This is a genomic window from Pantoea sp. SIMBA_079, assembly GCF_046940275.1.
GTDB lineage: Bacteria > Pseudomonadota > Gammaproteobacteria > Enterobacterales > Enterobacteriaceae > Pantoea > Pantoea borealis.
Map to the genome: position 1 here is coordinate 51839 of NZ_JAWRYR010000007.1, position 25505 is coordinate 77343.

Here is a 25505-nt window from a genome sequence, read left to right on the forward strand (position 1 = left end):
GCTAACGGCCCGATCGCTGCCCGATTGCAGCAATTTTTGATCGCGGATAAAAATCAGAGACAAAAAAAGGGCGCCGGAGCGCCCTGTATGAAGAGATGACTTATTTACTGCCGAACATATCTTTGATCCAGCCCGCCACGCCGTCAGAATCCTTCTGTTCATTCTGCTGCTGAGGCTGCTGTTGCTGTTGCTGTTGCTGCTCAAGCTGCTGTTGCTGCTGCTGCTGGAACACCTGCTGCTGCTCCATCTGCTGCTGGCAGAGCGCGGCCGGATCCAGCGTCCAGACAGGCAGTGAACGCCAGGTGCTGCTGCCGGATCCGCATACGAAATTACCTGCCGAATCAACGTTCATCTGCGTGATATCTTCCGGCGGCGTCAGCACCAGCGGCATCGGTGCCTGATTATCGAGATAGCGACGGTAGATCTGCATTGCGCCGCTGGAGCCATAAAGTTTCGACGTCTGGTTGTTATCACGTCCGACCCAGGTAATCGCCACTTCTTTGCCATCAACACCGGCAAACCAGCTGTCGATCAGATCGTTGGTGGTGCCGGTTTTGCCCGCCAGATGTGCTTTAGGATAGCGCGCGCCCAGCGCATGCGCGGTACCGCGTTCCGCCACCTGCTGCATGGTATAGAGCGTCAGATAGGCCGCCTGAGCAGGCTCCACGCGCTGTGCCTGCGGGAAGCTCTGGAACAGCACCGAGCCATCTTCGGCAATCACCGAACGCACCGCTGACAGATCAGCGCGGTTGCCGCCGCTGGCGATTGACTGGAACGCCTGCGCCACTTCCACCGGCGTCAGGTTCAGCGCCCCCAGCAGCATCGCCGGCACCGGGTGCAGCTGATCTTTCGATACCCCCAGTTTATTCCAGGTATCCACTACCGCATCCAGTCCCAGCGTCATACCGAGATTAACGGTTGGTACGTTCATGGAGTTAGTCAGCGCATCCACCAGCATCACTTTGCCGCTGAAACGACGATCGTCGTTCATCGGCTTCCAGACGCTGCCGTTAGGCTGCTTCAGCGCAATCGGTTCATCCGCGATCCAGCTGTTCAGCCGGTAGCTGTTAGGCTGACTCAGTGCGGTAAGATAGGTAGCCGGTTTGGCCAGCGAGCCAATAGAGCGGCGCGCCTGCAGCGCACGGTTATAGCCGGCAAACTGCGGATCGGAACCGCCCACCATGGCACGTACTTCACCGCTGAAACGGTCTACCACTACCATAGCGGTTTCCAGATCTTTCAGCCCGCGCTGTTTTTTCAGCGTCGGAATGCCCTCTTCTACCGCCTTTTCCGCCGCGTCCTGTGAAACCGGATCGAGCGTAGTGAAAATTTTCACGCCCGAGAGATCTTTTACCTTATCGCCCAGCTTCGCCTGCAGTTCATTACGCACCATCTGCATAAAGGCGGGCTGCGGGGTGATCACGCCGCCTTTCGGCTGGACGCCCAGCGGACGCGCCGAGAGCATGTCATACAGCTCCTGGTCGATCACCTGCTGCTGCTGTAACAGACGCAGCACCAGATTACGTCGCTCCAGTGCCAGCTTTGGATTACGCCACGGGTTGTAGAGCGAGGCTCCTTTTACCATTCCTACCAGCATCGCCTGCTGATCGAGGCTGAGCTCATCAACCGGACGCCCGAAATAGTAGAGGCTGGCCAGCGGGAAGCCGCGGATCTGATCGTTACCGGCCTGGCCGAGATAGACCTCATTGAGATAAAGCTCAAGGATGCGATCTTTGCTGTAACGCGCATCCATGATCACTGCCATATAGGCTTCGCGCGCTTTACGCCATAGTGAACGCTCATTGGTCAGGAACAGGTTTTTTACCAGCTGCTGCGTCAGCGTACTGCCGCCCTGCACCGCTTTTCCGGCGGTGATGTTGGCGAGAAACGCACGGCCAATTGAGTAAGGGCTGATCCCGTCATGCTCATAGAAGTGACGATCTTCGGTCGCGATCAGCGTATCAACCAGCAGATCCGGGAAGCCGGCACGCGGCACAAACAGACGCTGTTCGCCGTTAGGCGACTGCAGCATGGTGATCAGGCGCGGATCGAGACGGAAGAAGCCGAAGTCGCGTCCGGTATCGAGATTTTTAATGCCGGACAGCTCATCATTACTGAAGGTCAGACGCGCGTTAATCTGTCCCTCTTTACTGTCCGGAAAATCAAACGGCCGGCGCAGCAGATCGATGGTGTTACCTTTGACGCTGAACTCACCCGGACGCGTAATGCGCGACACTTCGCGATACTGCGTGCCTTCCAGCAGCGCAATCATCTCTTTCTTATCATAGGCCATGCCAGGCTCAAGGCTGACCATGCGTCCGTAGACGGCGGCAGGCAGCTGCCAGACTTTGCCATCAATACGGCTGCGGATCTCGGAGTCGAGATAGACACCCCAGGCCGCCATCACGACAACAACGATCAGGAAGAGCTTGATCAGCCAGCCTAACCAGCGGCGTTTGCCGCGCTGCGGACCTTTCCCTCTTCCTTTACTTTTCGGTGGCACCGGAGCGCTCTCCTCATAATCATCATCAATATCAGTTTGCCCGATGTGACCATCAGGCTCTTTGCGGGTCCCGCGCCGCGCGGTCGTGCGCGGCGGCTTTGGCGCTTTTCCTTTGCGCCCAATAGGTTCGCGATCGTTCCCAGACATACTCTTTTCTCTCCAGGCATAGCGGTGGCTGCGGCCGTTACTCTAACTGCTTTCTCCCGCGGCGCATGGCAGAACCCTCTGAATTCGATCCACAGGATTACGGGGAAAACTTTTTGGTGCGCCTTGTTGGCAGGGCGCTGGCCGGATCGTCCGGCCATGGGTGTTTGGGATAGCGCCCTTTCATCTCTTTCTGCACCTCGGGATACGCCCCGCGCCAGAACGCCGCCAGATCGCGGGTGATCTGCAGCGGACGATGCGCCGGTGACAGTAGCTCCAGCACCAGCGGTACGCGGCCGTCGGCGATAGCCGGATTCTGCGCCTCGCCAAACATCTCCTGCAGGCGAACGGCCAGCGCGGGCGGGTTCTCTGCATGATAGCGGATCGGCAGGCGGCTTCCGGTCGGCACAGTGTAGTGAGTTGGCAACGCACTATCCAGCCGCTGACGTTGCGACCATGTCAGCAAATGTAATAATGCCCGGCTGAGGCTGATGCCCTGCAGCCCTTTCAAATCGCGCACGCCCGTCATCTCAGGCAGTAACCAGCTTTCCAGTGTATCAAGCAATGCCATATCGTCCAGCGGTGGCCACTGCTCTTCCGGCAGCCACTGTTTCGCGCACTGCAGGCGCAGGCGTAGCTGCTCCGCTTCCGGTGTCCAGCCCAGTACAGACAGGCCCTTTTCGCGTATCCAGCGCAGCATGGCGGGATGCAGAATGTCCGGCTCTGGTCGCGCCTGCGGCTGCGCGCTGAGCACCAGCGCGCCCAGCAGTTCGCGCTTCCAGGCGCGCAGCGTGCCCCTCTCCTCATCCCACTCCACGTCCACCCGGCGGGTAACGAGCTGCGGCAGCGCGACACGCAACGCCGCCAGATCCACCGGCAGCGCCAGCAGCATCCGTGCCTCCGCCGCACCGGCTCCCTGCAGCAGTGCGGGCGCAATCAGCGCAGGATAACGACTGAGGCCGTGATCCTCATCCAGCATGGCGCCCAGACCGTTTGCCAGCTGATAGCGGGCGCTCTCGCCGCGCCGCTGCGCAATGCGATCGGCAAAACCTGCCGCCAGCAGCGCCGGTATGCGGTCGGCATCAACCCGTCCGTCAGTGGCATGCAAACGCTGCTGCCACTGCCGCGCCCGTCGCTGCCACTGCGGCTGGGGGTGGTTCAGCGCGTCGCGTAAATCGGCACTGCCGCCGCGCGGCGGATCTTCGAGAATAGCCACCAGCAGCGCCGCGCTGGCAATGGCATCGCTCTCTTCACCTGCGGCACAGAGGATGGCTGCAAGACGCGGATCGCTGCCGAGCCGGGCCATTTTCCGGCCGGTGGCGTTAAGCCGTCCGGCGCCGTCAAGTGCACCCAGCTGGTACAGCAGCGCATCGGCTGCCTGCAGGTTGCGTGCCGGCGGCAGGTCAAGCCACTGCAGCTGCGTGACCGCGCTACAGCCCCACTGCAGCAGCTCCAGCCGCAGGCCGGCCAGATCGCTGCTGAGCATTTCTGCATCGCTCTGCGTCGGCGCACGCAGCGCCTGCTCCTGCGGCAGCAGATGCAGGCAGATACCCGGCTCAAGCCGTCCGGCGCGGCCGGCGCGCTGTGTCATCGACGCCTGACTGATACGCTGCGTTTGCAGCCGGGTGACGCCGCTGCGGGCATCAAACTGCGCGACGCGCTCCAGCGCGCTATCGACCACCAGACGGATACCCTCAATGGTCAGGCTGGTCTCCGCGATATTCGTGGCGAGCACCACCTTACGGCGGCCTGTCGCGGCAGGCAGAATGGCGCGCCGCTGCGCCTCCAGCGGCAGCGCGCCGTAGAGCGGCGCCAGATCGATGTCGTCCCCTACCCGAGCGCTCAGCTCCCGCCTGACACGCTCAATCTCCGCCACGCCTGGCAGAAACAGCAGCAGCGAGCCATGCTCCTCGCGCAGCAGCTGTGCAACCTCGCGCGCCACGGCTTCGTCAAAACGCGTCTGCGGATTAAGGCTGGCATAGCGGCGCGCTACCGGATAACTGCGCCCGGCCGAAACAATGGCAGGCGCAGCGGGCAGCAGTGCCTGCAGACGCTGATTATCCAGCGTGGCAGACATCAGCAGCAGCTTCAGGTCATCGCGCAGTCCCTGCTGCACATCCAGCAGCAGCGCCAGCGCCAGATCGGCCTGCAGACTGCGCTCGTGAAACTCATCGAGGATCACCAGCGCTACGCCCTCCAGCATGGGATCGCGCTGCAGCATACGCGTCAGGATCCCCTCAGTGACCACCTCAAGCCGGGTATGCGCGCCGACGCAGCTCTCACCGCGCAGCCGGAAACCCACGGTTTCACCCGGCTGCTCGCCGAGCTGCTCCGCCAGCCGCTGTGCCACATTACGCGCTGCCAGACGACGCGGCTCCAGCATAATAATGCGCCCCGAAAGCGACGCCTGTTGCAGCAGCTGCAGCGGCAGCCAGGTCGATTTCCCTGCGCCGGTGGGGGCTGCCAGCAGCACCTGCGGCGAACTCTCCAGGGCTGTCAGCAGTGCAGGCAATACCTCGCTGACCGGTAATTCACTCACGCTCTTCTCCTGCTCTGCCTGTGCTAATATGGCGCGCATTGTACACCACCCGGCGCAGATTACCGGAGCACGCTTATGACCACGCAACGCCTCTTTTTTGCTCTTGAACTGCCTGCTTCGCTTCAGCAGCAGCTGGTGCAGTGGCGGGCGGATAATTTTGCCGCTGATGCCGGTACGCCGGTTGAAGCAGCCAACCTGCACCTGACGCTGGCGTTTTTAGGTGAAGTGAGTGGCGAGACGCAGAACCGGCTGCAACAGCTCGCCGCACGTATCAGCCAGCCCGCTTTTACGCTTGACCTGGATGATGCCGGACACTGGCCGCGCCCTGGCGTAGTATGGCTTGGCTGTCAGCGCGCGCCGCGTGGCCTGCTGCAACTGGCGGCACTGCTGCGCGCTCAGGCCGCACGACACGGCTGCGTGCAGAGCGCACAGCCTTTTCATCCGCATGTCACCCTGCTGCGTCACGCCACGCAGCGTATTGCGCTGCCGCCGCGCGGCTTTCACTGGCAGACCGAGGCGACCCGATTCGCCCTCTGTTCATCGCTCTTTTCCCGCGGCCGTACGCGCTATAAAACCCTGGCGCGCTGGCCGCTGACTTCAGTCTGAGGATCCGCAATGCAGTTTACCCCGCCGCTCAGGCCGGCTCGCCTGGTAGCACGCTACAAGCGCTTTCTGGCTGACATCGTGACGCCTGACGGCACCCTGCTGACCATCCACTGCGCTAACACCGGTGCCATGACCGGCTGCGCCACGCCGGGCGACACGGTGTGGTACTCCACATCAGCCAGCACGACGCGCAAATACCCGCATAGCTGGGAGCTGACAGAGACGCAGATGGGCCACTGGATCTGCGTCAATACGCTACGCGCTAATCAGCTGGTGCAGGAGGCGCTGCAGCAGCAACGTATTCCGGAATTATCCGGTTACACCCACTGCCGCAGCGAAGTGAAATATGGCACGGAAAAAAGCCGAATTGACTTCCTTCTTCAGGCAGAGGGCAGATCAAACTGCTATATTGAAGTCAAATCCGTCACCCTTTTACAGAATGGTAAAGGCTATTTTCCGGATGCGGTGACGGCCCGTGGACAGAAGCATCTGCGCGAACTCAGTGCAATCGCAGCAGAAGGTCATCGGGCCGTTTTGTTGTTTGCTGTTCTGCACACGGGGATTGAGGACGTTTCCCCGGCGCGCCATATCGACGCGCACTATGCAGAACTACTGGTACAGGCACAGCGCCGTGGCGTAGAAGTGTTCGCGTATCAGGCCACGCTTTCTCCTGAACAGATGCGGCTCTCACGACCGCTGCCGCTGCCGCTGCCGCTGGCAGCCTGCGCTGAGCTGTCATAATAGTGGCGATAAACTGTGTCAGGATGGAGCCGGAGGCGCGCTAAATACGCTTTTACTCACAGGCTTGTCAAGGTGTGTTCAGGAATAATTGCCAACCTTGATTGCTTCTGCTATTTATAGCGGCCTGTTTTTTTCCCTGATGGGAATCGATAAACCCAGAGCAGACAGGCCAGCCGTACGGCAATCCTGCCGGGCAGTCTGAATCGCAACGGGTAGTGCGTGTTATCCAGGAGAAACAACATGCAAGAAGGGCAAAACCGTAAAACATCGTCCCTGAGTATCCTCGCCATCGCAGGTGTGGAGCCGTATCAGGAGAAACCGGGCGAAGAGTACATGAACGACGCCCAGCTAGGTCACTTCCGCAAGATCCTGGAAGCCTGGCGCAACCAACTCAGGGATGAAGTAGACCGTACTGTGTCACACATGCAGGACGAAGCTGCTAATTTCCCCGATCCGGTTGACCGTGCCGCGCAGGAAGAGGAGTTCAGCCTGGAACTGCGTAACCGCGATCGCGAGCGTAAGCTGATTAAGAAGATCGAAAAGACGCTGAAAAAAGTGGAAGATGACGACTTCGGCTACTGCGAATCCTGCGGTGTTGAAATCGGTATTCGCCGTCTGGAAGCGCGTCCGACTGCCGATCTTTGCATTGACTGCAAAACGCTGGCTGAGATCCGCGAGAAGCAGATGGCTGGCTGATGTCCATCCGCCTGTTCTCACCGCACAGCAGGGAAAAGCAACGCTTCCCCGCCGTGCGGTGTATCTTCTGATGACCCCCTCTGCTATGTCCTCCTGTACCGGTCGCTTCGCCCCTTCGCCCTCCGGCGATCTTCATTTTGGTTCCCTGATTGCTGCTCTGGGCAGTTACCTCAGCGCGCGCGCGCAGCAGGGCCGCTGGCTGGTCCGTATTGAAGATATCGATCCGCCGCGTGAAGTCCCGGGTGCAGCCACGCGCATTCTGCAGCAGCTGGAACATTACGGGCTGGAGTGGGATGGCGATGTCATGTGGCAGTCGCAACGGCATGAGGCGTATCGGGCGGCGCTGGCCTGGCTAAGGACACACCGCCAGAGTTATTTCTGCACCTGCAGCCGCCGGCGTATTCAGCAGCTGGGGGGGTATTATGATGGTCACTGTCGCGACCGCCAGCTGCCGCCGGATAACGCGGCACTGCGCCTGCGCCAGCATGCGCCGGTCTGGCATTTTACCGACCGGCTGCGCGGGGAACTGCTGGCGGATCGTCAGCTGGCAGAAGAGGATTTTATTATCCATCGCCGGGACGGGCTGTTCGCCTATAACCTGGCGGTAGTGGTCGACGATCATGATCAGGGCGTTACTGAAATTGTGCGCGGCGCTGATTTAATCGCCCCGACGGTGCGCCAGATTGCACTCTATCAGCAGTTAGGCTGGTCGCCGCCGGCATACCTGCATCTGCCGCTGGCAATCACCGCGGACGGCAATAAACTCTCCAAGCAGAACCACGCCCCTGCCCTGCCCGCAGGCGATCCGCGTCCGCTGCTGGTGCAGGCGCTGCGTTTTCTCGGGCAGCCGGTAGCGGAAGGCTGGCAGGATAGCCCGCTGGCGTCGCTGCTGAGCCAGGCCGTTACGCACTGGTCACCGGCGCAGATCCCGTTACATGACGCGCTGAAGCCGGATGAAATGACAACGCCATTCCTAAATGGTTCGCAACAGGCTATGATTAGCCGCTGATTTTATTACCACCCATTTTTTGTCACTGTCGAGGTGTCCCATTTTTACCCGAGTCGCTAATTTTTGCCGGAGAGTCCTCAAGCGTGACGAGGAGGTGCCTGAAGAGGTGGAAGCTGAAAACCAGATGACCATCATTCCCCGGGAAAACCATAACATCTCACGCAAAGATATCAGCGAAAACGCCCTTAAGGTGCTCTATCGCCTGAATAAAGCGGGCTTTGAAGCTTACCTGGTCGGCGGCGGCGTACGCGACCTGCTGCTGGGTAAAAAGCCGAAAGATTTCGACGTGACGACCAACGCCACGCCAGAGCAGATGCGCAAACTGTTCCGTAACTGCCGTCTGGTTGGCCGCCGCTTCCGTCTGGCGCACGTGATGTTTGGGCCGGAAGTGATCGAGGTGGCGACCTTCCGCGGCCATCATCAGGAAGAGAGCGACGACGATCGCAACAGCTCGCAGCGCGGCCAGAACGGCATGCTGCTGCGCGACAATATTTTCGGCAGCATCGAAGACGATGCGCAGCGCCGCGATCTCACCATCAACAGCCTCTACTACAGCGTGGCGGATTTCACGGTCCGTGATTATGTGGGTGGCCTGCAGGATCTGCAGGAGGGCGTGGTACGCCTGATTGGCGATCCGGAAACGCGCTACCGCGAAGATCCGGTACGCATGCTGCGCGTGGTGCGCTTTGCCGCCAAACTTAATATGCAGATTGCACCGGCAACCGCCGAGCCGATCCCGCGTCTGGCAACGCTGCTGAATGACGTGCCCCCTGCCCGCCTGTTTGAAGAAGCGCTGAAGCTGCTGCAGGCTGGCTACGGCTATCGCACCTGGCAGATGCTGTGTGAATATCAGCTCTTCCAGCCGCTGTTCCCGACGCTGGCGCGTCATTTTACCGAACAGGGCGACAGCATGATGGAGCGCATGGTGGCGCAGGTGCTGAAAAACACCGATACCCGCCTGCACAACGACTTGCGTGTCAATCCGGCGTTTCTGTTTGCCGCTATGTTCTGGTACCCGCAGCTGGAATCCGCTGAGCGTATCGCTCAGGAGAGCGGCCTGACCTACTACGACGCTTTTGCGCTGTCCATGAACGATACGCTGGATGAAGCGTGTCGCGCACTGGCGATCCCGAAACGCATTACCACCCTGGTCCGCGATATCTGGCAGCTGCAGCTGCGTATATCGCGTCGCCACGGTAAACGCGCGTGGAAACTGATGGAGCATCCGAAGTTCCGCGCCGCTTACGATCTGCTGGCGCTGCGTGCCGATGTGGAAAAGAACCCGGAGCTGCAGCGTCTTACTCAGTGGTGGGGTGAATTCCAGGCGGCCGTTCCGGTCCAGCAGAAAACCATGCTGAACACGCTGGGCGACGATCCGCAGCCGCGTCGTAAACCGCGCCGTCCGCGCCGTCGCTCTGCCGGTCCGCGCCGTGAGCAGGATAACAGCAGCAGCGCATCATGACTCGCGTCTACCTTGCTCTGGGCAGTAACCTTGCCGATCCGCTGCATCAGATTGATGCAGCGCTCGCCGCGCTGGATACGCTGCCGGACACGACCCGCGTGGCGACCTCATCGTTCTATCGCACGCCACCCTATGGCCCGGCCGACCAGCCCGACTACCTGAACGCGGTGGTCGCGCTTGACACCCAGCTGCTGCCCGAAACGCTGCTGGATCACACTCAGCATATTGAGCTGGAGCATGGCCGCGTACGCAAAGCCGAGCGCTGGGGGCCGCGTACGCTGGATATCGATATCATGCTGTTTGGCAATCAGGTTATTCATACCCCGCGTTTAACCGTACCGCACTATGATATGCACAACCGTGCATTTATGCTGCTGCCGCTGCTGGAGGTTGCGCCTGGTCTGCGCCTGCCCGATGGCCGGCCACTGAGCGGCGTGCTCGCCACGCTGGACTGCAGTGAAATCACGCTCTGGTCCGTCTGAACCGCGATAATTTCCTGCCGGTCATATCCGCCCTGCAATCAATCCAGTACACTGCGCGCATCAGAAACGCCGGAGATTGCGATGAAACCAACCACTATCTCTCATCTGCGCCAGCTGAAAGCCAGCGGGCGCCGCTTTGCCACCCTGACTGCTTATGATTTCAGCTTTGCCCGCCTGTTTGCCGATGAAGGCATTCAGGTGATGCTGATTGGCGATTCGCTGGGTATGACGGTACAGGGTCATGATTCCACGCTGCCGGTGACGGTCGCCGATATCGCCTATCATACCGCCGCCGTACGTCGGGGTGCACCGCAGGCGCTGGTCATGGCTGACCTGCCGTTTATGAGCTATGCCACCCCGGAGCAGACTTTTACCAGTGCCGCACAGCTGATGCGCGCCGGTGCCAATATGGTCAAGCTGGAAGGCGGAGCCTGGCTGGCAGAGAGCGTACGCCTGTTAACCGAGCGCGCCGTGCCGGTCTGCGGCCATCTTGGCCTGACGCCGCAGTCGGTCAATATCTTTGGCGGTTATAAAGTGCAGGGCCGGGATGAGGCGGGCGCTGAACGTCTGCTGTCAGACGCTCTGGCACTGGAAGCGGCTGGCGCACAGCTGATGGTGCTGGAGTGCGTTCCGGTTGCGCTGGCGGCGCGCATCACCCAGGCGCTGACCATCCCGGTGATCGGCATCGGTGCAGGCAATGTCACCGATGGTCAGATTCTGGTGATGCATGACGCCTTCGGTATCACCGGCGGCCACATTCCAAAATTCGCCAAAAATTTCCTCGCCGAAACCGGCGACATTCGCGCGGCAATTCGCCAGTATATTGCCGACGTTGAGGCAGGCGCCTATCCTGCCGCCGAACACAGCTTCTTCTGAATCCGGAGATTTATCGTGTTGATCATTGAAACGCTGCCGATGCTGCGCCGGGAGATCCGTCGCTGGCGCCAGGCGGGCAAACGTATCGCCCTGGTGCCCACGATGGGCAATCTGCATGATGGCCATCTGACGCTGGTCGATGAAGCCCGCCAGCGGGCTGACGTAGTTGTGGTCTCGGTGTTTGTTAACCCGATGCAGTTTGACCGCGCGGATGACCTTGCACGCTATCCGCGCACGCTGCAGGACGATTGCGAAAAGCTTAACCGTCACGGTGTGGATGTGGTGTTTGCGCCGGCCCCGCAGGCGATCTATCCGCAGGGTACAGAGAACCAGACGTTTGTTGAGGTGCCGGTGCTCTCCACGCTGCTGGAGGGCGCCAGCCGGCCGGGCCACTTCCGCGGTGTCGCCACGGTTGTCAGCAAACTCTTTAACCTCGTGCAGCCTGATGTCGCCTGTTTTGGCGAAAAGGATTTTCAGCAGCTGGCGATCATACGCAGACTGGTCGCAGATATGGGCTTTGATATCGACATTGTCGGCGTGCCCACGGTGCGGGCTAAAGATGGGCTGGCACTGAGTTCGCGCAATGGCTACCTTACTGCCGATGAACGCAGGCTGGCACCGGGTCTGAGCCAGGTGATGCGCAGTATGGCGGAGCGTCTCAGCAACGGCGAACGCCACATTGATGAGATTATTGAGCAGGCAAATACGGCGCTGCAGGAAAAGGGGTTTCGTCCTGACGGAGTGGCAATCTGCGATGCCGACACGCTGCAGCCGCTGACGGTGGAGAGCCAGCGCGCGGTGATCCTGATGGCCGCCTGGCTCGGCAATGCGCGTCTGATTGATAACCAGCAAGTGGATCTGATGGCGTAAGCCGTCGTTTAAATAGCAGCTTAAGGGTATACCGTGATGATTCGTACTGTTCTGCAGGGCAAACTGCACCGCGTTAAAGTGACGCAGGCCGATCTGCACTATGAAGGCTCCTGCGCGATCGATCAGGATTTTCTCGATGCCGCCGGCATTCTGCAATATGAAGCGATCGATATTTACAACGTGACCAACGGCCAGCGTTTCTCCACCTACGCCATAGCCGCCGAGCGGGGATCAAAAATTATCTCCGTAAACGGTGCCGCCGCGCGCTGCGCCTGTGCCGGAGACATCATGATTATCTGTTCTTACGTGCAGGTAGAGGATGAGGTGGCGCGCAGCTGGCAGCCAAAGGTGGCCTATTTTGAGGGCGATAATGAGATGAAACGTCTTGCCCGGGCGCTGCCGGTTCAGGTCGCGTAGCGTTCAGCCCGATTGCGCTGAGCGGCCAGAAACACCAGGGGCGCCCTTCCGGCGCCCCTGTTTATTATCCGCTTGCTGAATGACATTCAGGTGCGTAAGCCGCGACCGCGCTGGATCAGCGTATACACCAGCACATAGAACACGACGATAAACGCCATCAGTACCGACAGCGTAAACACCAGCGGCACATCGTTGATGCCGAGGAAGCCGTACCGGAAGCCGCTGATCATATACACCACCGGATTCAGCTTCGATACTGCCTGCCAGAATGGCGGCAGCAGCGCCAGTGAATAGAAGACGCCACCCAGGTAAGTCAGCGGCGTCAGCACAAAGGTCGGGATCAGGCTGATATCATCAAAAGTACGGGCAAACACCGCATTCAGCAGACCCGCCAGCGAAAACAGCACCGCGGTCAGCAGCAGGGTGATGGCGACCATCGGCCAGGAGAAAACGTGGAACGGCACAAAAAACAGCGACACCGCCGTTACCAGGATCCCTACGCAGACGCCACGCGCCACGCCGCCGCCGACATAGCCGGCAATGATGATATGGGTCGGCACCGGTGCTACCAGCAACTCCTCAATATTGCGCTGAAATTTGGCGCTGAAAAAGGAGGAGGCGACGTTAGCATAGGCGTTGGTGATCACCGACATCATAATCAGGCCCGGCACGATAAACTGCATATAGCTGAAGCCGTGCATGTCACCAATGCGTGAACCAATCAGGTTACCGAAAATAATAAAGTAGAGCGTCATGGTGATCACCGGCGGCACCAGCGTCTGGATCCAGATGCGGGCAAACCGGTTAATCTCTTTGCTCCAGATACTCTTTAACGCCACCCAATAAAGATGCGTCATGCTCTGCCTCCTGCTTTACCCTGTGTCAGTCCCACAAACAGCTCTTCCAGCCGGTTCGCCTTGTTGCGCATGCTCAGTACCTGCACGCCCTGCGCGCTCAGCTGACTGAATACGCTGTTAAGTCCCTGCTCACGCATCACTTCCACCTCCAGCGTCGAGGTATCAACCAGACGATACTGGAAGCCCTCCAGATGCGGCAGCGCGCTGCGCGGAGCAAGATCGAGAATAAAGGTTTCCGATTTGAGTTTAGAGAGCAGGCCTTTCATAGAGGTATTCTCCACCAGCTCGCCGCTCTGAATGATGCCGATATTACGACACAGCATCTCCGCCTCTTCCAGATAGTGCGTGGTGAGGATAATCGTGGTGCCTTTCGCATTCAGCTCTTTCAGAAACACCCACATTGAGCGGCGCAGTTCAATATCCACGCCGGCCGTTGGTTCATCCAGAATCAGCAGCTTGGGCTCATGCATCAGCGCACGCGCGATCATCAGGCGGCGCTTCATGCCGCCTGAAAGCATGCGGGCACGCTCATTGCGTTTGCCCCACAGATCGAGCTGGTTGAGATACTTTTCTGCACGCTTGTTCGCGTCTGCCCGCTCCACGCCGTAATAGCCCGCCTGATTTACGACGATCTGCATCACGGTTTCAAACGGGTTAAAGTTGAACTCCTGCGGCACCAGCCCGAGCTGACGCTTGGCATTGACCACATCTTTTTGCAGGTCGTAACCAAATACCCGAACGCTGCCGCCGGATTTATTAACCAGCGAGCTGATAATACCAATGGTGGTTGATTTACCGGCCCCGTTTGGCCCCAGCAGAGCGTAAAAGTCGCCTGCCTCTACGTTCAGATCGAGACCTTTCAGCGCCTGTACGCCGCCGGGATAGGTCTTGGTCAGCCCGGAAAGTTCCAGTGCATAAGTCATTGCGAGTCCATATCCTGTTGTTGTGACATCAAAGCCTGATGAAAATGATAGTGCGCCCGCGCCAGACGTGCGGTGAATTCAGCAGAATTTGTGTTGAAATCAGACGCGGTGCGCCTGCGGGGAGCGCATGACGCGCTATATTGTGCAGAAAAGTGCATCAGGCCCGCAAGTCAGTCACTTACGGGCGGCTGATTCTATCCCGGAACGGCCGAAATGACCCAGGTAGATTGTGCGGTTATGCGTCCAGCATGGTGACTTTGCCGATGTAAGGCAGATGACGATAGCGCTGCGCGTAGTCAATGCCAAAGCCCACGACAAACTCATCGGGAATGGTAAAGCCGACATATTCAACCGGCACCTCAACTTCACGACGCTCGGGTTTGTCCAGCAGCGTGCAGATGGCCAGTGATTTTGGCTCACGCAGGCGCAGGATCTCACGCACTTTACTCAGCGTGTTGCCGGAGTCGATGATATCTTCCACGATCAGCACATCTTTACCGCGAATATCTTCATCGAGGTCTTTCAGAATTTTGACATCACGTGACGACGACATGCCGCTGCCGTAGCTGGAGGCGGTCATAAAGTCGACCTCATGCGGGACGTCAATTTCCCGGCACAGATCGGCCATAAACATAAAGGAGCCGCGCAGCAGACCAACCAGCACCATCTCGCTGCCGCTGTCGCGGTAGGCTTCACTGATCTGTTTGCCCAGCTCGGCAATACGGGTTGCAATCTCCTCCCGGGAGATCATCACATCAACGGTGTGTTTCATTGCGTTCGCCTGGTTAAGGTTTTCAGAAAGCTCCGCAGTCTATCACAATGCGCCTGATGGCTAACGGCGCACACAAAACGCAAACGATTACGTAGCAAAATTTCCCGCGATGGCATTAACTCTATAGCAGGGTTTACGCGCTTTATCCTGATCCAGCCGGAGCTGCTATGACGAACTCTCCCAGCAACAAAACACCTTCCGATCGGCGCGCGCTGCATCCGGAAACGCAGATGCTTAATTATGGCTACGATCCGCGGCTGTCAGAGGGCGCGGTAAAACCGCCGGTGTTTCTTACCTCAACCTTTGTCTTTAACAGCGCCGAAGAGGGCAAAGATTTTTTTGATTATGCAGCGGGCCGCCGTCAGCCGCCTGATGGCCAGAGCGGCGGGCTGGTCTATTCACGCTTTAACCATCCCAATAGCGAAATCGTTGAAGATCGCCTGGCGATTTATGAAGGCGCTGAGAGTGCGGTGCTCTTCTCTTCCGGTATGTCAGCCATTGCCACTACGCTGCTTGCATTTGCGCGGCCGGGCGAGGTGATCCTGCATTCGCAGCCGCTGTATGGTGGCACAGAAACGCTGCTGAGCAAGACGCTGCACGATATGGAAATTAAAGCCGTGGGGTTCAGCGAGGGTACGGATGAAGAGAGGGTTTATGAAGCGGCGAAGCTGGCGTGGCAGCGCGGCCGGGTTGCCCTGATCCTGATCGAAACGCCAGCCAACCCTACCAACAGCCTGGTGGATATCCGGCTTATTGCGCAGGTGGCTGATGTGATTGCGCAGCAGCAGGGTTCACGTCCGGTGATCGCCTGCGATAACACGCTGCTGGGGCCACTGTTTCAGCATCCGCTGCAGCACGGCGCTGATATCTCGCTCTATTCGCTGACAAAATATGTGGGCGGCCATTCCGACCTTATCGCCGGTGCCGCGCTGGGCAGCCGGGCACTGATGAGCCGCGTGCGCGCACTGCGCAGCGCGATCGGCACGCAGCTCGACCCGCACTCCAGCTGGATGATTGGCCGTTCGCTGGAGACGCTGGCGCTGCGTATGGAGAAAGCCGCTGCAAACGCGGAACGGGTCGCCGCCTTCCTGCGCGACAGGCCCCGGGTGGCGGCGCTGTTCTGGCTGCCCTATCTCGATACGCAGAGTGCGGCAGGTGAAACGTACCGGCGCCAGTGCAGCGGTGCCGGTTCGACCTTCTCTTTTGATATTCAGGGCGGCGAGCCTGCGGCTTTCCGCTTTCTCAATGCGCTGACGCTGTTTAAGCTGGCAGTGAGCCTGGGGGGCACCGAGTCGCTGGCCAGCCATCCGGCCAGCACCACCCATTCCGGCGTCCCGCAGGCCGTACGCCAGCGCATTGGCATCAGCGACGCCACGGTACGTCTGTCGATAGGGATTGAGCATCCGGATGACCTGATTGCGGATATCCGCCAGGCGCTGGCGGCGGCGGACAGCTGACGGCAATCGGCATATATCCTGCGCCTGCGTTCGTCTGAAGCCGTTATGCCACCGTGAATCCCAGCATCATGCCGGTATCTTCGTGCTCCAGCAGATGGCAGTGCGCCATGTAGGCATGCTCTGTACTGGCAGCATAGTCGAAACGCACCACGACTTCGCTCCGCCAGCCGTTAACGTTAACCATATCTTTCCAGCCGGCGCGATGCGCGGCAGGCGGCTTGCCATTTTCTGACAGGATGCGGAACTGGGCGCCGTGAATATGGAACGGATGCAGCATCGCATCGCCTTCGCCTGAAATCGTCCACTTCTCGGTTTTGCCCAGCGGCACGGCAAACATCGGCTTCTGCATGTTAAACGCCTCGCCGTTGATCTTATTGCCGTTATGGAAATCATACGCGGCAGCGCCGTGCGCACCGTGATCCATCGGCATCGCGCCATGTTCACTATGCTCCATCGGCATGGCATCGTGTCCGTTATGCGTTTCTGCCGCGCCGTGGTCTGCCGCGCCCCCCATCGCCTGATGGCCATAACGATCCATCAGCGCCTGCATACCCTGCTTATCCAGCTGCGGATCCATCATCAGCTGCAGCCAGCGGTTCTGTACGCCGTCACTGGCAGGCAGCGGCGGCAGATCCACCAGCGTGTCCGGCAGCGTCCCGCTCGCCATAATGCGCAGCGGCAGGATCTGCACCAGCGGCAGTGGCCGATCAAACGGCGGCAGCGTCATCCCCATCTGCGTCACCGGCAGCGTGACGATATCAAAAGGCTGGCCGTCAGAGGTATCGATCAGCACCTCAAAGCGCTCGCCCGGCAGCAGGGACAGCGATGTCACCTGTACCGGTTCAGCAAGCAGTCCGCCATCGCTGCCCACCACATAGACTGGCCGTTTATCGCTGGCGGCGATCTCCAGCGAGCGGGCATTGCAGCCGTTAAGCAGCCGCAGGCGCAGCCAGCCGCGCGGCACGGCGTGCTGCGGGTACTGTACACCGTTGGTCAGCATCATATCGCCAAACCAGCCTACCGCCGCGCGCATCACATCCAGCTGATAATCGATATGCGTGCCGGCGCTGTTAAGCTGTTTATCCTGGAAAATCAGCGGTACGTCATCCGCTCCCCACTGCATCGGCAGACGCAGCTTGCCGGACGCGTCATCCTCCAGCAGCACCAGTCCGGCTAATCCCTGCGCCACCTGATGACCGGTTTTGCCGTGCAGATGCGGATGAAACCAGCAGGTCGCCGCTGGCTGATCGGGGGTAAAGCTCACCTGACGCGTGGCACCGGGCGCGATAATCGCCTGCGGGCCACCATCCACGTCGCCCGGGATCGCCAGGCCGTGCCAGTGCACGGTGGTCGCCTCCGGCAGCCGGTTATGAATATTGACCGTGACGCGCTTCTCCCGCTGCAGGCGCAGAACCGGTCCGAGCAGGCTGCCGTTATAGCCCCAGGTCGGCACCGCTTTACCCTGCCACTGCGTGCTGCCCGTCATGGCAGTAAGGCTGTAGTGACCACGCGCGTCAGGCTCCAGCAGCGCAGGGATCGGCAGCAGCGGCCGGGTAGCCGCCATCAGTGAACGACTCCATAACGGCAGGGCGCCTGACGCGCTGAGCGCCGCGGTCAGTTTGAGAAAAGTGCGACGTTGCATACGCATATCCTTGTGATAATGAGATCCCCAGCCTAAACCCTGCCCCTGCAGGAGGGTCAAGCGCCGGGCAGCAAAATGTTAACCCGCCATCTGCGGGGGTAAAAGAAGCGGAATCCGGACGGTAACTGTGCTAACGTCAATGGATTGTCCTTTGCTGAGAACCATTATGACAAAAAGCATTAAGATCCTGCTGCTGGCGGGACTCTTTGGCTTCTCCACCAGCAGTTTTGCACTGAGCGAGTCTGAAGCGGAAGATCTGGCTGACCTGACGGCGGTCTTTGTCTATCTGAAGAACGACTGCGGCTATCAGGCACTGCCTGATGCACAGATCCGCAAAGCGCTGGTATTTTTTGCCCAGCAGAACCGCTGGGATTTAAGCAACTACAGCAGCTATAACATGAAAGCGCTGGGTGAAGAGAGCTACAAAGATCTGAGTGGCATTGCGATCAACAATGATAAAAAGTGCAAATCGCTGGCGCGTGATTCACTGAGCCTGCTGGCCTACGTCAAGTAACGGGGCGTCATGCGGGCTGTGCGGGTTATCTGCCCGCTATAAACTGCCGGTAAGCGGCGATGACCGCCAGAAAGTCCTCCACGCCGCAGAACGAGAGACTCTCTTCATCGTAGTAGGCCATGCCCTCTTCCAGTCCCTCATCCTCCAGCGCCAGCTGATTAGCGCGGATCATCACCTCTTCCTCGTCCAGCCACAGCGTGTACTCATGTCCGATGCGCTGCCACTGCTGATGGGTGCCTTTTACCGCGCGCGCGGCAGCTTCCACCTCATCCAGCAGGCCGGGGTTATCCCTGACTTCCTCATTAAACCAGTGGCCTACCGCTTCGTGATCCATCGACATGCGCACTCTGACCTGGCCGGTGAGATCGCGTAAAAATTCATACTCCATCGTGTTACCTCATACCAGTCGCGCGCCGGGCAGCACATTGATTGCATTCTGAACGCAGCGCGCGTAATAAAGTGGGATCGCGCTCGCATTATGCCGGGAGTGCAGCAGGGAAAAAAGGCATAAAAAAAGGGGATGATTTGCATCATCCCCTGGTCTGTCCGTCGCGTTATACGGCGGTCTGGAAAATCACGCTGTCCGCTTTCTCAGTATATTGACCCAGCTGGTCAAAGTTGAGGTAGCGATAGGTGTCATCGGCCGTTTTATCCACCTGTACCATAAACTGCTGATACTCGTCCGGCGTTGGCAGTTTGCCAAGCAGCGAAGCGACGGCAGCCAGCTCGGCTGATGCCAGGAAGACGTTGGCGCCGTTACCCAGACGGTTCGGGAAGTTACGGGTCGACGTGGAAACCACCGTCGCGCCGTCCTGCACGCGTGCCTGGTTACCCATGCAGAGCGAACAGCCCGGGATCTCAATACGCGCACCGCTTTTGCCAAAGACGCTGTAGTAGCCCTCTTCCGTCAGCTGAGCCGCATCCATCTTGGTTGGCGGAGCCACCCACAGACGCGTCGGCAGCTGGCCCTTATGCGCGTCCAGCAGCTTACCGGCCGCACGGAAGTGACCGATATTGGTCATGCAGGAGCCGATAAACACTTCGTCAATCTTCTCGCCCTGCACGTCAGAGAGCCAGCGCGCATCATCCGGATCGTTTGGTGCGCACAGAATCGGCTCTTTGATATCCGCCAGATCGATCTCGATCACCGCAGCGTATTCCGCGTCTGCATCGCCTTCCAGCAGTTGCGGATCGGCCAGCCATTTCTGCATGCCCTCAACGCGACGCTCCAGCGTACGGCGATCGCCGTAACCTTCCGAGATCATCCACTTCAGCAGAACGATGTTGGAGTTCAGGTACTCGATAATCGGCGCTTTATCCAGCTTGATCGTACAACCGGCAGCAGAACGTTCAGCAGAGGCATCAGACAGCTCAAACGCCTGCTCAACTTTCAGATCCGGCAGACCTTCAATTTCCAGAATACGGCCGGAGAAGATGTTTTTCTTGCCCTTCTTCTCTACCGTCAGCAGACCCTGCTTAATTGCGTACAGCGGGATAGCGTGCACCAGATCGCGCAGCGTGATGCCCGGCTGCATGGCGCCCTTAAAGCGCACCAGTACGGATTCCGGCATATCCAGCGGCATGACGCCGGTCGCAGCAGCAAACGCCACCAGACCGGACCCTGCCGGGAAGGAGATGCCAATCGGGAAGCGGGTGTGTGAATCACCGCCGGTGCCGACGGTATCCGGCAGCAGCATACGGTTCAGCCAGCTGTGGATGATACCATCTCCCGGACGCAGTGAGACGCCACCGCGGTTCATGATGAAGTCCGGCAGCGTATGGTGCGTGGTCACATCGACCGGCTTTGGATAAGCCGCCGTGTGGCAGAAAGATTGCATCACCAGATCGGCGGAGAAGCCCAGACACGCCAGATCTTTCAGCTCGTCGCGCGTCATCGGACCGGTGGTATCCTGTGAGCCCACAGAGGTCATCTTCGGCTCGCAGTAAGCGCCCGGACGAATACCTTCGACGCCACAGGCGCGGCCCACCATCTTCTGCGCCAGCGAATAGCCGCGCGTGCTGGAGGCGATATCTTTCGCCTGCACAAAGACGTCGCTTGCCGGCAGGCCGAGTGACTCGCGTGCTTTTGTCGTCAGACCACGACCGATAATCAGCGGAATACGGCCGCCGGCGCGGACTTCATCCAGCAGCACGTCAGTCTTCAGTTCAAAGGTCGCCAGCAGTTCACCGGTTTCGTGATTGCGTACTTCGCCTTTATACGGGTAAACGTCAATCACATCGCCCATGTTGAGGCGTTCAACATCCAGTTCGATCGGCAGCGCGCCGGCATCTTCCATGGTGTTGAAGAAAATCGGGGCAATTTTACCGCCGAGGCAGAGACCACCGCCCTTTTTGTTTGGCACGTACGGGATATCTTCACCCATAAACCACAGCACCGAGTTGGTGGCGGATTTACGTGATGAGCCGGTACCGACGACGTCGCCGACATAAGTCAGCGGGAAGCCTTTCTGCTGCAGCGCCTGAATCTGTTTGATCGGGCCGATATTGCCCGCTTCATCTGGCTCAATGCCATCACGCGGGTTTTTCAGCATTGCCAGCGCATGCAGTGGAATATCCGGGCGTGACCACGCATCCGGCGCCGGAGAGAGGTCGTCGGTGTTGGTTTCGCCGGTCACTTTAAACACGGTGGTGGTGATTTTTCCAGCCAGTTTAGGACGCTTCAGGAACCACTCGGCATCAGCCCAGGATTGCAGAATTTTTTTCGCGTGGGCATTACCCGCTTTGGCTTTCTCTTCCACATCGTAGAAGTTGTCGAACATCAGCAGCGTATGGGACAGCGCTTCAGCGGCAATCGGTGCCAGCGCCTCATCGTCGAGCGCTTCAATCAGCGCGTGGATGTTATAGCCACCCTGCATGGTGCCCAGCAGTTCAACAGCTTTCTCGCGCGTAACCAGAGGAGAGTGGGCTTCGCCCGTTGCGACAGCAGCCAGGAAACCGGCTTTAACATAGGCGGCTTCATCAACGCCTGGCGGGACGCGGTTAACCAGCAGGTCAACCAGAAATTCTTCTTCACCCGCAGGCGGGCTTTTCAGCAGTTCAACCAGCGCGGCCATCTGGGAAGCATCTAACGGCTTAGGTACGATTCCCTGGGCAGCACGCTCGGCAACGTGCTTACGGTATTCTTCTAGCACGACGTTCTCCTCGCTCTCATTGTATAGCTTTCCGGTACACCTTGATGCTGTTAAACAGTAGGGTGAGGTGCCCGGTTCTGCGTCGGCCAGCATAGCAGGATTTCGCCTGATTGTTAATCTGTTTACAAAAAAGCAACATCCAGCCGGTTTCCGGCATAATGCTCCGGATAAACCCGATCGGACGGAAACAAAACCGGCAGGCGCACAGTGGGCTGTTTTCGGATCATAACTTTTAGCGTGGCAGAGAATGACCTCGCTAACGTCTGGTTATGCTTACGGCGGCAACAGCAAAAAAAAACGGCCCCCGCAGGAGCCGTTGATAGCAGAAGCGAAACTTACTTCTTCTTCGCTTTTGCGTTTGGCAGATCGGTGATGCTGCCTTCAAAGATTTCAGCCGCAAGGCCGACTGACTCATGCAGCGTCGGGTGCGCATGGATGGTCAGCGCGATATCTTCGGCATCACAACCCATCTCGATCGCCAGACCGATTTCACCCAGCAGCTCGCCGCCGTTGGTGCCGACTACAGCACCACCGATAACGCGATGCGTCTCTTTGTCAAAAATCAGCTTGGTCATACCGTCAGCGCAGTCGGAAGCGATAGCACGGCCGGAGGCCGCCCACGGGAAGGTAGAGACTTCGTAGCTGATGCCCTTCTCTTTGGCTTCTTTCTCGGTCAGACCTACCCACGCAACTTCCGGCTCGGTATAGGCGATTGATGGGATCACTTTCGGATCGAAGTAGTGCTTCAGACCAGAGATGACCTCAGCGGCAACGTGGCCTTCATGCACGCCTTTGTGCGCCAGCATAGGCTGACCCACGATATCGCCGATAGCGTAGATGTGCGGCACGTTGGTGCGCATCTGCTTATCCACACGGATAAAGCCGCGCTCATCCACTTCCACGCCCGCTTTACCGGCGTCGAGGCCTTTACCGTTTGGTACACGGCCAATGGCAACCAGTACCGCGTCATAGCGCTGCGCCTCGGCAGGCGCTTTTTTGCCTTCCATCGATACGTAGATACCGTCATCTTTCGCATCAACCGCGGTGACTTTGGTTTCCAGCATCAGATTGAATTTCTTGCTGATACGCTTGGTAAAGACTTTAACCACGTCTTTATCCGCTGCCGGGATCACCTGGTCAAACATCTCAACCACGTCAATCTCTGAACCCAGCGCATGGTAAACGGTCGCCATCTCCAGACCGATGATGCCGCCGCCCATGACCAGCAGACGCTTCGGCACTTCGCGCAGCTCCAGCGCTGACGTAGAGTCCCAGACGCGCGGATCGTGATGCGGGATAAACGGCAGCTCGATAGGACGTGAGCCTGCGGCGATGATCGCGTTATCGAAGTTGATGGTGGTTGCGCCACCCTCACCTTCAACCACCAGAGTATTAGCGCCGGTGAATTTGCCCAGACCGTTAACAACTTTGACCTTACGGCCTTTGGCCATACCAGCCAGGCCACCGGTCAGCTGGTTGATCACCTTCTCTTTCCAGGTGCGGATCTTGTTAATGTCTGTCTGTGGCTGACCAAACACGATGCCGTGCTCTTCCAGCGCTTTCGCTTCTTCAATCACTTTCGCGACGTGCAGCAGCGCTTTTGACGGGATACAGCCTACGTTCAGACAAACACCGCCGAGGGTGTTGTAGCGCTCAACCAGAACGGTCTCCAGACCTAAGTCAGCGCAACGGAAGGCTGCAGAGTAACCTGCAGGACCTGCCCCAAGTACCACGACTTGAGTTTTAATCTCTGTACTCATCATGACCTCTTGTTAGATTGCCGGCGGTCAGAGCGACCCTTTCCCAGGCTCATGCTACCCTGTCGCCACCGGGACATTTCACCGCGAGAGTTTACAGAATTGTTAATAAACTGCCAACCGCGGTAACAACTGAATGCTTACAACAAGGCCGGCATTTGCCGGCCTTGATTAACTTCACATCACCAGACGGCGAATATCAGACAGCATATTGTTGATGATGGTGATGAAACGCGCACCATCAGCACCGTCGATCACGCGGTGGTCAAACGAGAGCGAGATCGGCATCATCAAACGCGGTGCGAACTCTTTACCGTTCCATACCGGCTCCATGGCCGACTTGGAGACGCCAAGGATCGCCACTTCCGGCGCATTGACGATAGGCGCGAAGTGCGTCGTGCCCAGGCCGCCAAGGCTGGAGATGGTGAAACAGCCGCCCTGCATATCGCTGGCGGTCAGCTTGCCATCACGCGCTTTCTTCGAGGTTGCCATCAGCTCACGCGAGAGTTCAGTGATGCCTTTCTTATTCACATCCTTGAACACCGGAACCACCAGACCATTTGGCGTATCTACCGCCACGCCGATGTTGATGTATTTCTTCAGCGTCAGTTTCTGACCATCTTCAGACAGCGAGCTGTTGAAACGTGGCATCTGCTCCAGCGCCGCCGCGACCGCTTTCATGATGAACACCACCGGGGTGAACTTCACATCCAGCTTGCGCTTCTCGGCTTCGGCGTTCTGCTGCTTGCGGAACGCTTCCAGATCGGTGATATCGGTTTTATCAAAGTGCGTAACGTGCGGGATCATGACCCAGTTACGGCTCAGGTTAGCACCAGAGATTTTCTGGATACGGCCCAGCTCCACTTCTTCCACTTCACCAAACTTGCTGAAGTCCACTTTCGGCCACGGCAGCATGCCTGGCAGACCGCCGCCTGCAGCAGCTGCTGGCGCAGCCTCAGCGCGTTTCACCGCCTCTTTCACGTAAGTCTGCACATCCTCTTTCAGGATGCGACCCTTACGGCCGGTGCCTTTCACCTTCGCCAGATTCACGCCAAACTCGCGCGCCAGACGACGGATCACCGGCGTAGCGTGCACGTAAGCGTCATTCTCAGCGAAGTCATTTTTCGCTTCTGCTTTGGCTGGCGCAGGTGCTGCAGCCGGTTTAGCCTCTGCTTTCGCCGGCGCGGAGGCCGCTTCCGGTTTGGCTGCCGGTGCCGGCGATGGCGCGCCGCCTTCCACTTCAAAGATCATGATCAGTGAGCCGGTACTGACTTTGTCGCCAGTGGCTACTTTCAGCTCTTTCACCGTACCGGCAAACGGTGCCGGTACTTCCATAGAGGCTTTATCGCCTTCAACCACAATCAGCGACTGTTCAGCGGTGACTTTGTCACCCGCTTTCACCAGTACCTCGGTCACTTCAACTTCGTCACCGCCGATATCCGGTACGTTTACCTCTTTCGCGCCTGCCGCTGCAGCCGGGGCGGAGGTCGCCTCTTCTTTCATCTGTGGTTTCGCGTCGGCCGCCGGCGCATCGCCTTCTGCGTCAAAGATCATAATCAGTGAACCGGTGTTCACTTTATCGCCGGTAGCGATTTTGATCTCTTTCACTACACCCGCAAACGGCGCAGGCACTTCCATTGAGGCTTTGTCACCTTCAACGGTGATCAGCGACTGCTCTGCTTCAACCTTGTCGCCCACTTTAACCAGGATTTCTGTGACTTCGACTTCATCACCACCGATATCCGGTACGTTAACCTCTTTGCTGGCGGTTGCCGTTGCAGCAGCAGGAGCCGGCGCGACTTCTGCTTTTTTCTCTTCGGCAGCCGGTGCAGCTTCTGCCGCACCTTCAGCGTCAAACACCATAATCAGCGAGCCGGTATTCACTTTGTCACCGACGGCGATTTTGATCTCTTTAACCACGCCCGCCTGCGGTGAAGGCACTTCCATTGAAGCTTTATCGCCTTCCACAGAGATCAGCGACTGCTCAGCGTCAACGCTGTCGCCCACCTTCACCAGAATTTCGGTGACTTCAACTTCGTCCGACCCGATATCCGGTACGTTAATTTCGATAGCCATTACTCTTTAC

21 protein-coding genes are annotated in these 25505 nt (G+C 58.7%); 11 read left to right on the top strand and 10 right to left on the bottom strand.

Annotated elements, in window-relative coordinates; genetic code table 11:
• Positions 1-100: 100 nt before the first annotated feature.
• Entirely contained in the window at positions 101-2650 is a 2550-nt protein-coding gene (gene mrcB, locus SB719_RS11225; RefSeq protein WP_412159235.1) for a bifunctional glycosyl transferase/transpeptidase, read from the bottom strand.
• 97 nt (positions 2651-2747) lie between these two features.
• Positions 2748-5225 carry an ATP-dependent helicase HrpB gene (gene hrpB / locus SB719_RS11230; RefSeq protein ID WP_412159236.1) on the bottom strand — a complete coding sequence of 826 codons (2478 nt, stop codon included), beginning with the start codon at positions 5223-5225 and terminating at the stop codon, positions 2748-2750.
• Positions 5226-5261: 36 nt separating this feature from the next.
• On the opposite strand from hrpB, the gene thpR reads away from it, so the two are divergent.
• From thpR to panD, 9 genes are all read left to right on the top strand, one after another.
• Entirely contained in the window at positions 5262-5792 is a 531-nt protein-coding gene (thpR, locus tag SB719_RS11235; protein ID WP_304235112.1) for an RNA 2',3'-cyclic phosphodiesterase, read from the top strand.
• 9 nt (positions 5793-5801) lie between these two features.
• A complete protein-coding gene (sfsA, locus tag SB719_RS11240; RefSeq protein WP_304235114.1) occupies positions 5802-6533 on the top strand; it encodes a DNA/RNA nuclease SfsA in 732 nt (243 codons plus the stop codon).
• Between the two features lie 240 nt (positions 6534-6773).
• Positions 6774-7229 carry an RNA polymerase-binding protein DksA gene (gene dksA / locus SB719_RS11245; RefSeq protein WP_039382663.1) on the top strand — a complete coding sequence of 152 codons (456 nt, stop codon included), beginning with the start codon at positions 6774-6776 and terminating at the stop codon, positions 7227-7229.
• 70 nt (positions 7230-7299) lie between these two features.
• On the top strand, positions 7300-8238 hold the full coding sequence (gluQRS, locus tag SB719_RS11250; RefSeq protein ID WP_412159237.1) for a tRNA glutamyl-Q(34) synthetase GluQRS: 939 nt from the start codon (positions 7300-7302) through the stop codon (positions 8236-8238).
• Between the two features lie 40 nt (positions 8239-8278).
• Positions 8279-9700 (top strand): polynucleotide adenylyltransferase PcnB, encoded by a 1422-nt coding sequence (pcnB, locus tag SB719_RS11255; protein WP_304235154.1) that lies wholly within the window; start codon positions 8279-8281, stop codon positions 9698-9700.
• Positions 9697-10182 (top strand): 2-amino-4-hydroxy-6-hydroxymethyldihydropteridine diphosphokinase, encoded by a 486-nt coding sequence (gene folK / locus SB719_RS11260; protein ID WP_292975532.1) that lies wholly within the window; start codon positions 9697-9699, stop codon positions 10180-10182. Before pcnB ends, folK begins: the two co-directional genes overlap by 4 nt.
• An 81-nt stretch (positions 10183-10263) precedes the next feature.
• Positions 10264-11058, top strand: coding sequence for a 3-methyl-2-oxobutanoate hydroxymethyltransferase (gene panB / locus SB719_RS11265; RefSeq protein ID WP_412159238.1), 795 nt, complete (start codon positions 10264-10266; stop codon positions 11056-11058).
• Positions 11059-11073: 15 nt separating this feature from the next.
• Complete coding sequence (gene panC, locus SB719_RS11270; RefSeq protein ID WP_065650110.1) at positions 11074-11928, top strand: pantoate--beta-alanine ligase; 855 nt, start codon at positions 11074-11076, stop codon at positions 11926-11928.
• A 36-nt stretch (positions 11929-11964) separates the two neighbouring features.
• Positions 11965-12345, top strand: a complete 381-nt coding sequence (panD, locus tag SB719_RS11275) for an aspartate 1-decarboxylase (protein ID WP_039382649.1) — start codon at positions 11965-11967, stop codon at positions 12343-12345.
• Between the two features lie 86 nt (positions 12346-12431).
• Here panD and SB719_RS11280 read toward each other — a convergent pair whose 3' ends face one another.
• The 3 genes from SB719_RS11280 to hpt form a co-directional block, all read right to left on the bottom strand.
• Positions 12432-13202: an ABC transporter permease gene (locus SB719_RS11280; protein WP_065650111.1), complete on the bottom strand. Its 771-nt coding sequence runs from the start codon at positions 13200-13202 to the stop codon at positions 12432-12434.
• Positions 13199-14125 (bottom strand): ABC transporter ATP-binding protein, encoded by a 927-nt coding sequence (locus SB719_RS11285; protein ID WP_065650112.1) that lies wholly within the window; start codon positions 14123-14125, stop codon positions 13199-13201. Before SB719_RS11285 ends, SB719_RS11280 begins: the two co-directional genes overlap by 4 nt.
• A gap of 235 nt (positions 14126-14360) precedes the next feature.
• Positions 14361-14897 (bottom strand): hypoxanthine phosphoribosyltransferase, encoded by a 537-nt coding sequence (gene hpt / locus SB719_RS11290; protein WP_039382640.1) that lies wholly within the window; start codon positions 14895-14897, stop codon positions 14361-14363.
• 167 nt (positions 14898-15064) lie between these two features.
• Here hpt and SB719_RS11295 point away from each other — a divergent pair, with 167 nt between their 5' ends.
• Positions 15065-16354, top strand: a complete 1290-nt coding sequence (locus SB719_RS11295) for a cystathionine gamma-synthase family protein (protein WP_412159239.1) — start codon at positions 15065-15067, stop codon at positions 16352-16354.
• Positions 16355-16397: 43 nt separating this feature from the next.
• Here the strand turns inward: SB719_RS11295 and cueO are convergent, their stop codons facing one another.
• Positions 16398-17996 carry a multicopper oxidase CueO gene (gene cueO / locus SB719_RS11300; RefSeq protein ID WP_314688398.1) on the bottom strand — a complete coding sequence of 533 codons (1599 nt, stop codon included), beginning with the start codon at positions 17994-17996 and terminating at the stop codon, positions 16398-16400.
• A 166-nt stretch (positions 17997-18162) separates the two neighbouring features.
• Between cueO and SB719_RS11305 the strand changes: the two genes are divergently transcribed.
• Entirely contained in the window at positions 18163-18510 is a 348-nt protein-coding gene (locus tag SB719_RS11305; protein WP_039382635.1) for a YacC family pilotin-like protein, read from the top strand.
• Between the two features lie 25 nt (positions 18511-18535).
• Here SB719_RS11305 and yacL read toward each other — a convergent pair whose 3' ends face one another.
• The 4 genes from yacL to aceF all read right to left on the bottom strand — a co-directional run bounded on the left by yacL (position 18536) and on the right by aceF (position 25495).
• The gene (gene yacL, locus SB719_RS11310; RefSeq protein WP_065650115.1) at positions 18536-18898 is read right to left on the bottom strand and encodes a protein YacL; all 363 of its coding nucleotides are present in this window, start codon (positions 18896-18898) and stop codon (positions 18536-18538) included.
• A gap of 166 nt (positions 18899-19064) precedes the next feature.
• Complete coding sequence (gene acnB / locus SB719_RS11315) at positions 19065-21662, bottom strand: bifunctional aconitate hydratase 2/2-methylisocitrate dehydratase (RefSeq protein WP_412159240.1); 2598 nt, start codon at positions 21660-21662, stop codon at positions 19065-19067.
• A gap of 335 nt (positions 21663-21997) precedes the next feature.
• Complete coding sequence (gene lpdA, locus SB719_RS11320; RefSeq protein WP_039385712.1) at positions 21998-23422, bottom strand: dihydrolipoyl dehydrogenase; 1425 nt, start codon at positions 23420-23422, stop codon at positions 21998-22000.
• Between the two features lie 174 nt (positions 23423-23596).
• A complete protein-coding gene (gene aceF, locus SB719_RS11325; RefSeq protein WP_412159241.1) occupies positions 23597-25495 on the bottom strand; it encodes a pyruvate dehydrogenase complex dihydrolipoyllysine-residue acetyltransferase in 1899 nt (632 codons plus the stop codon).
• Between the last annotated feature and the right edge of the window lie 10 nt (positions 25496-25505).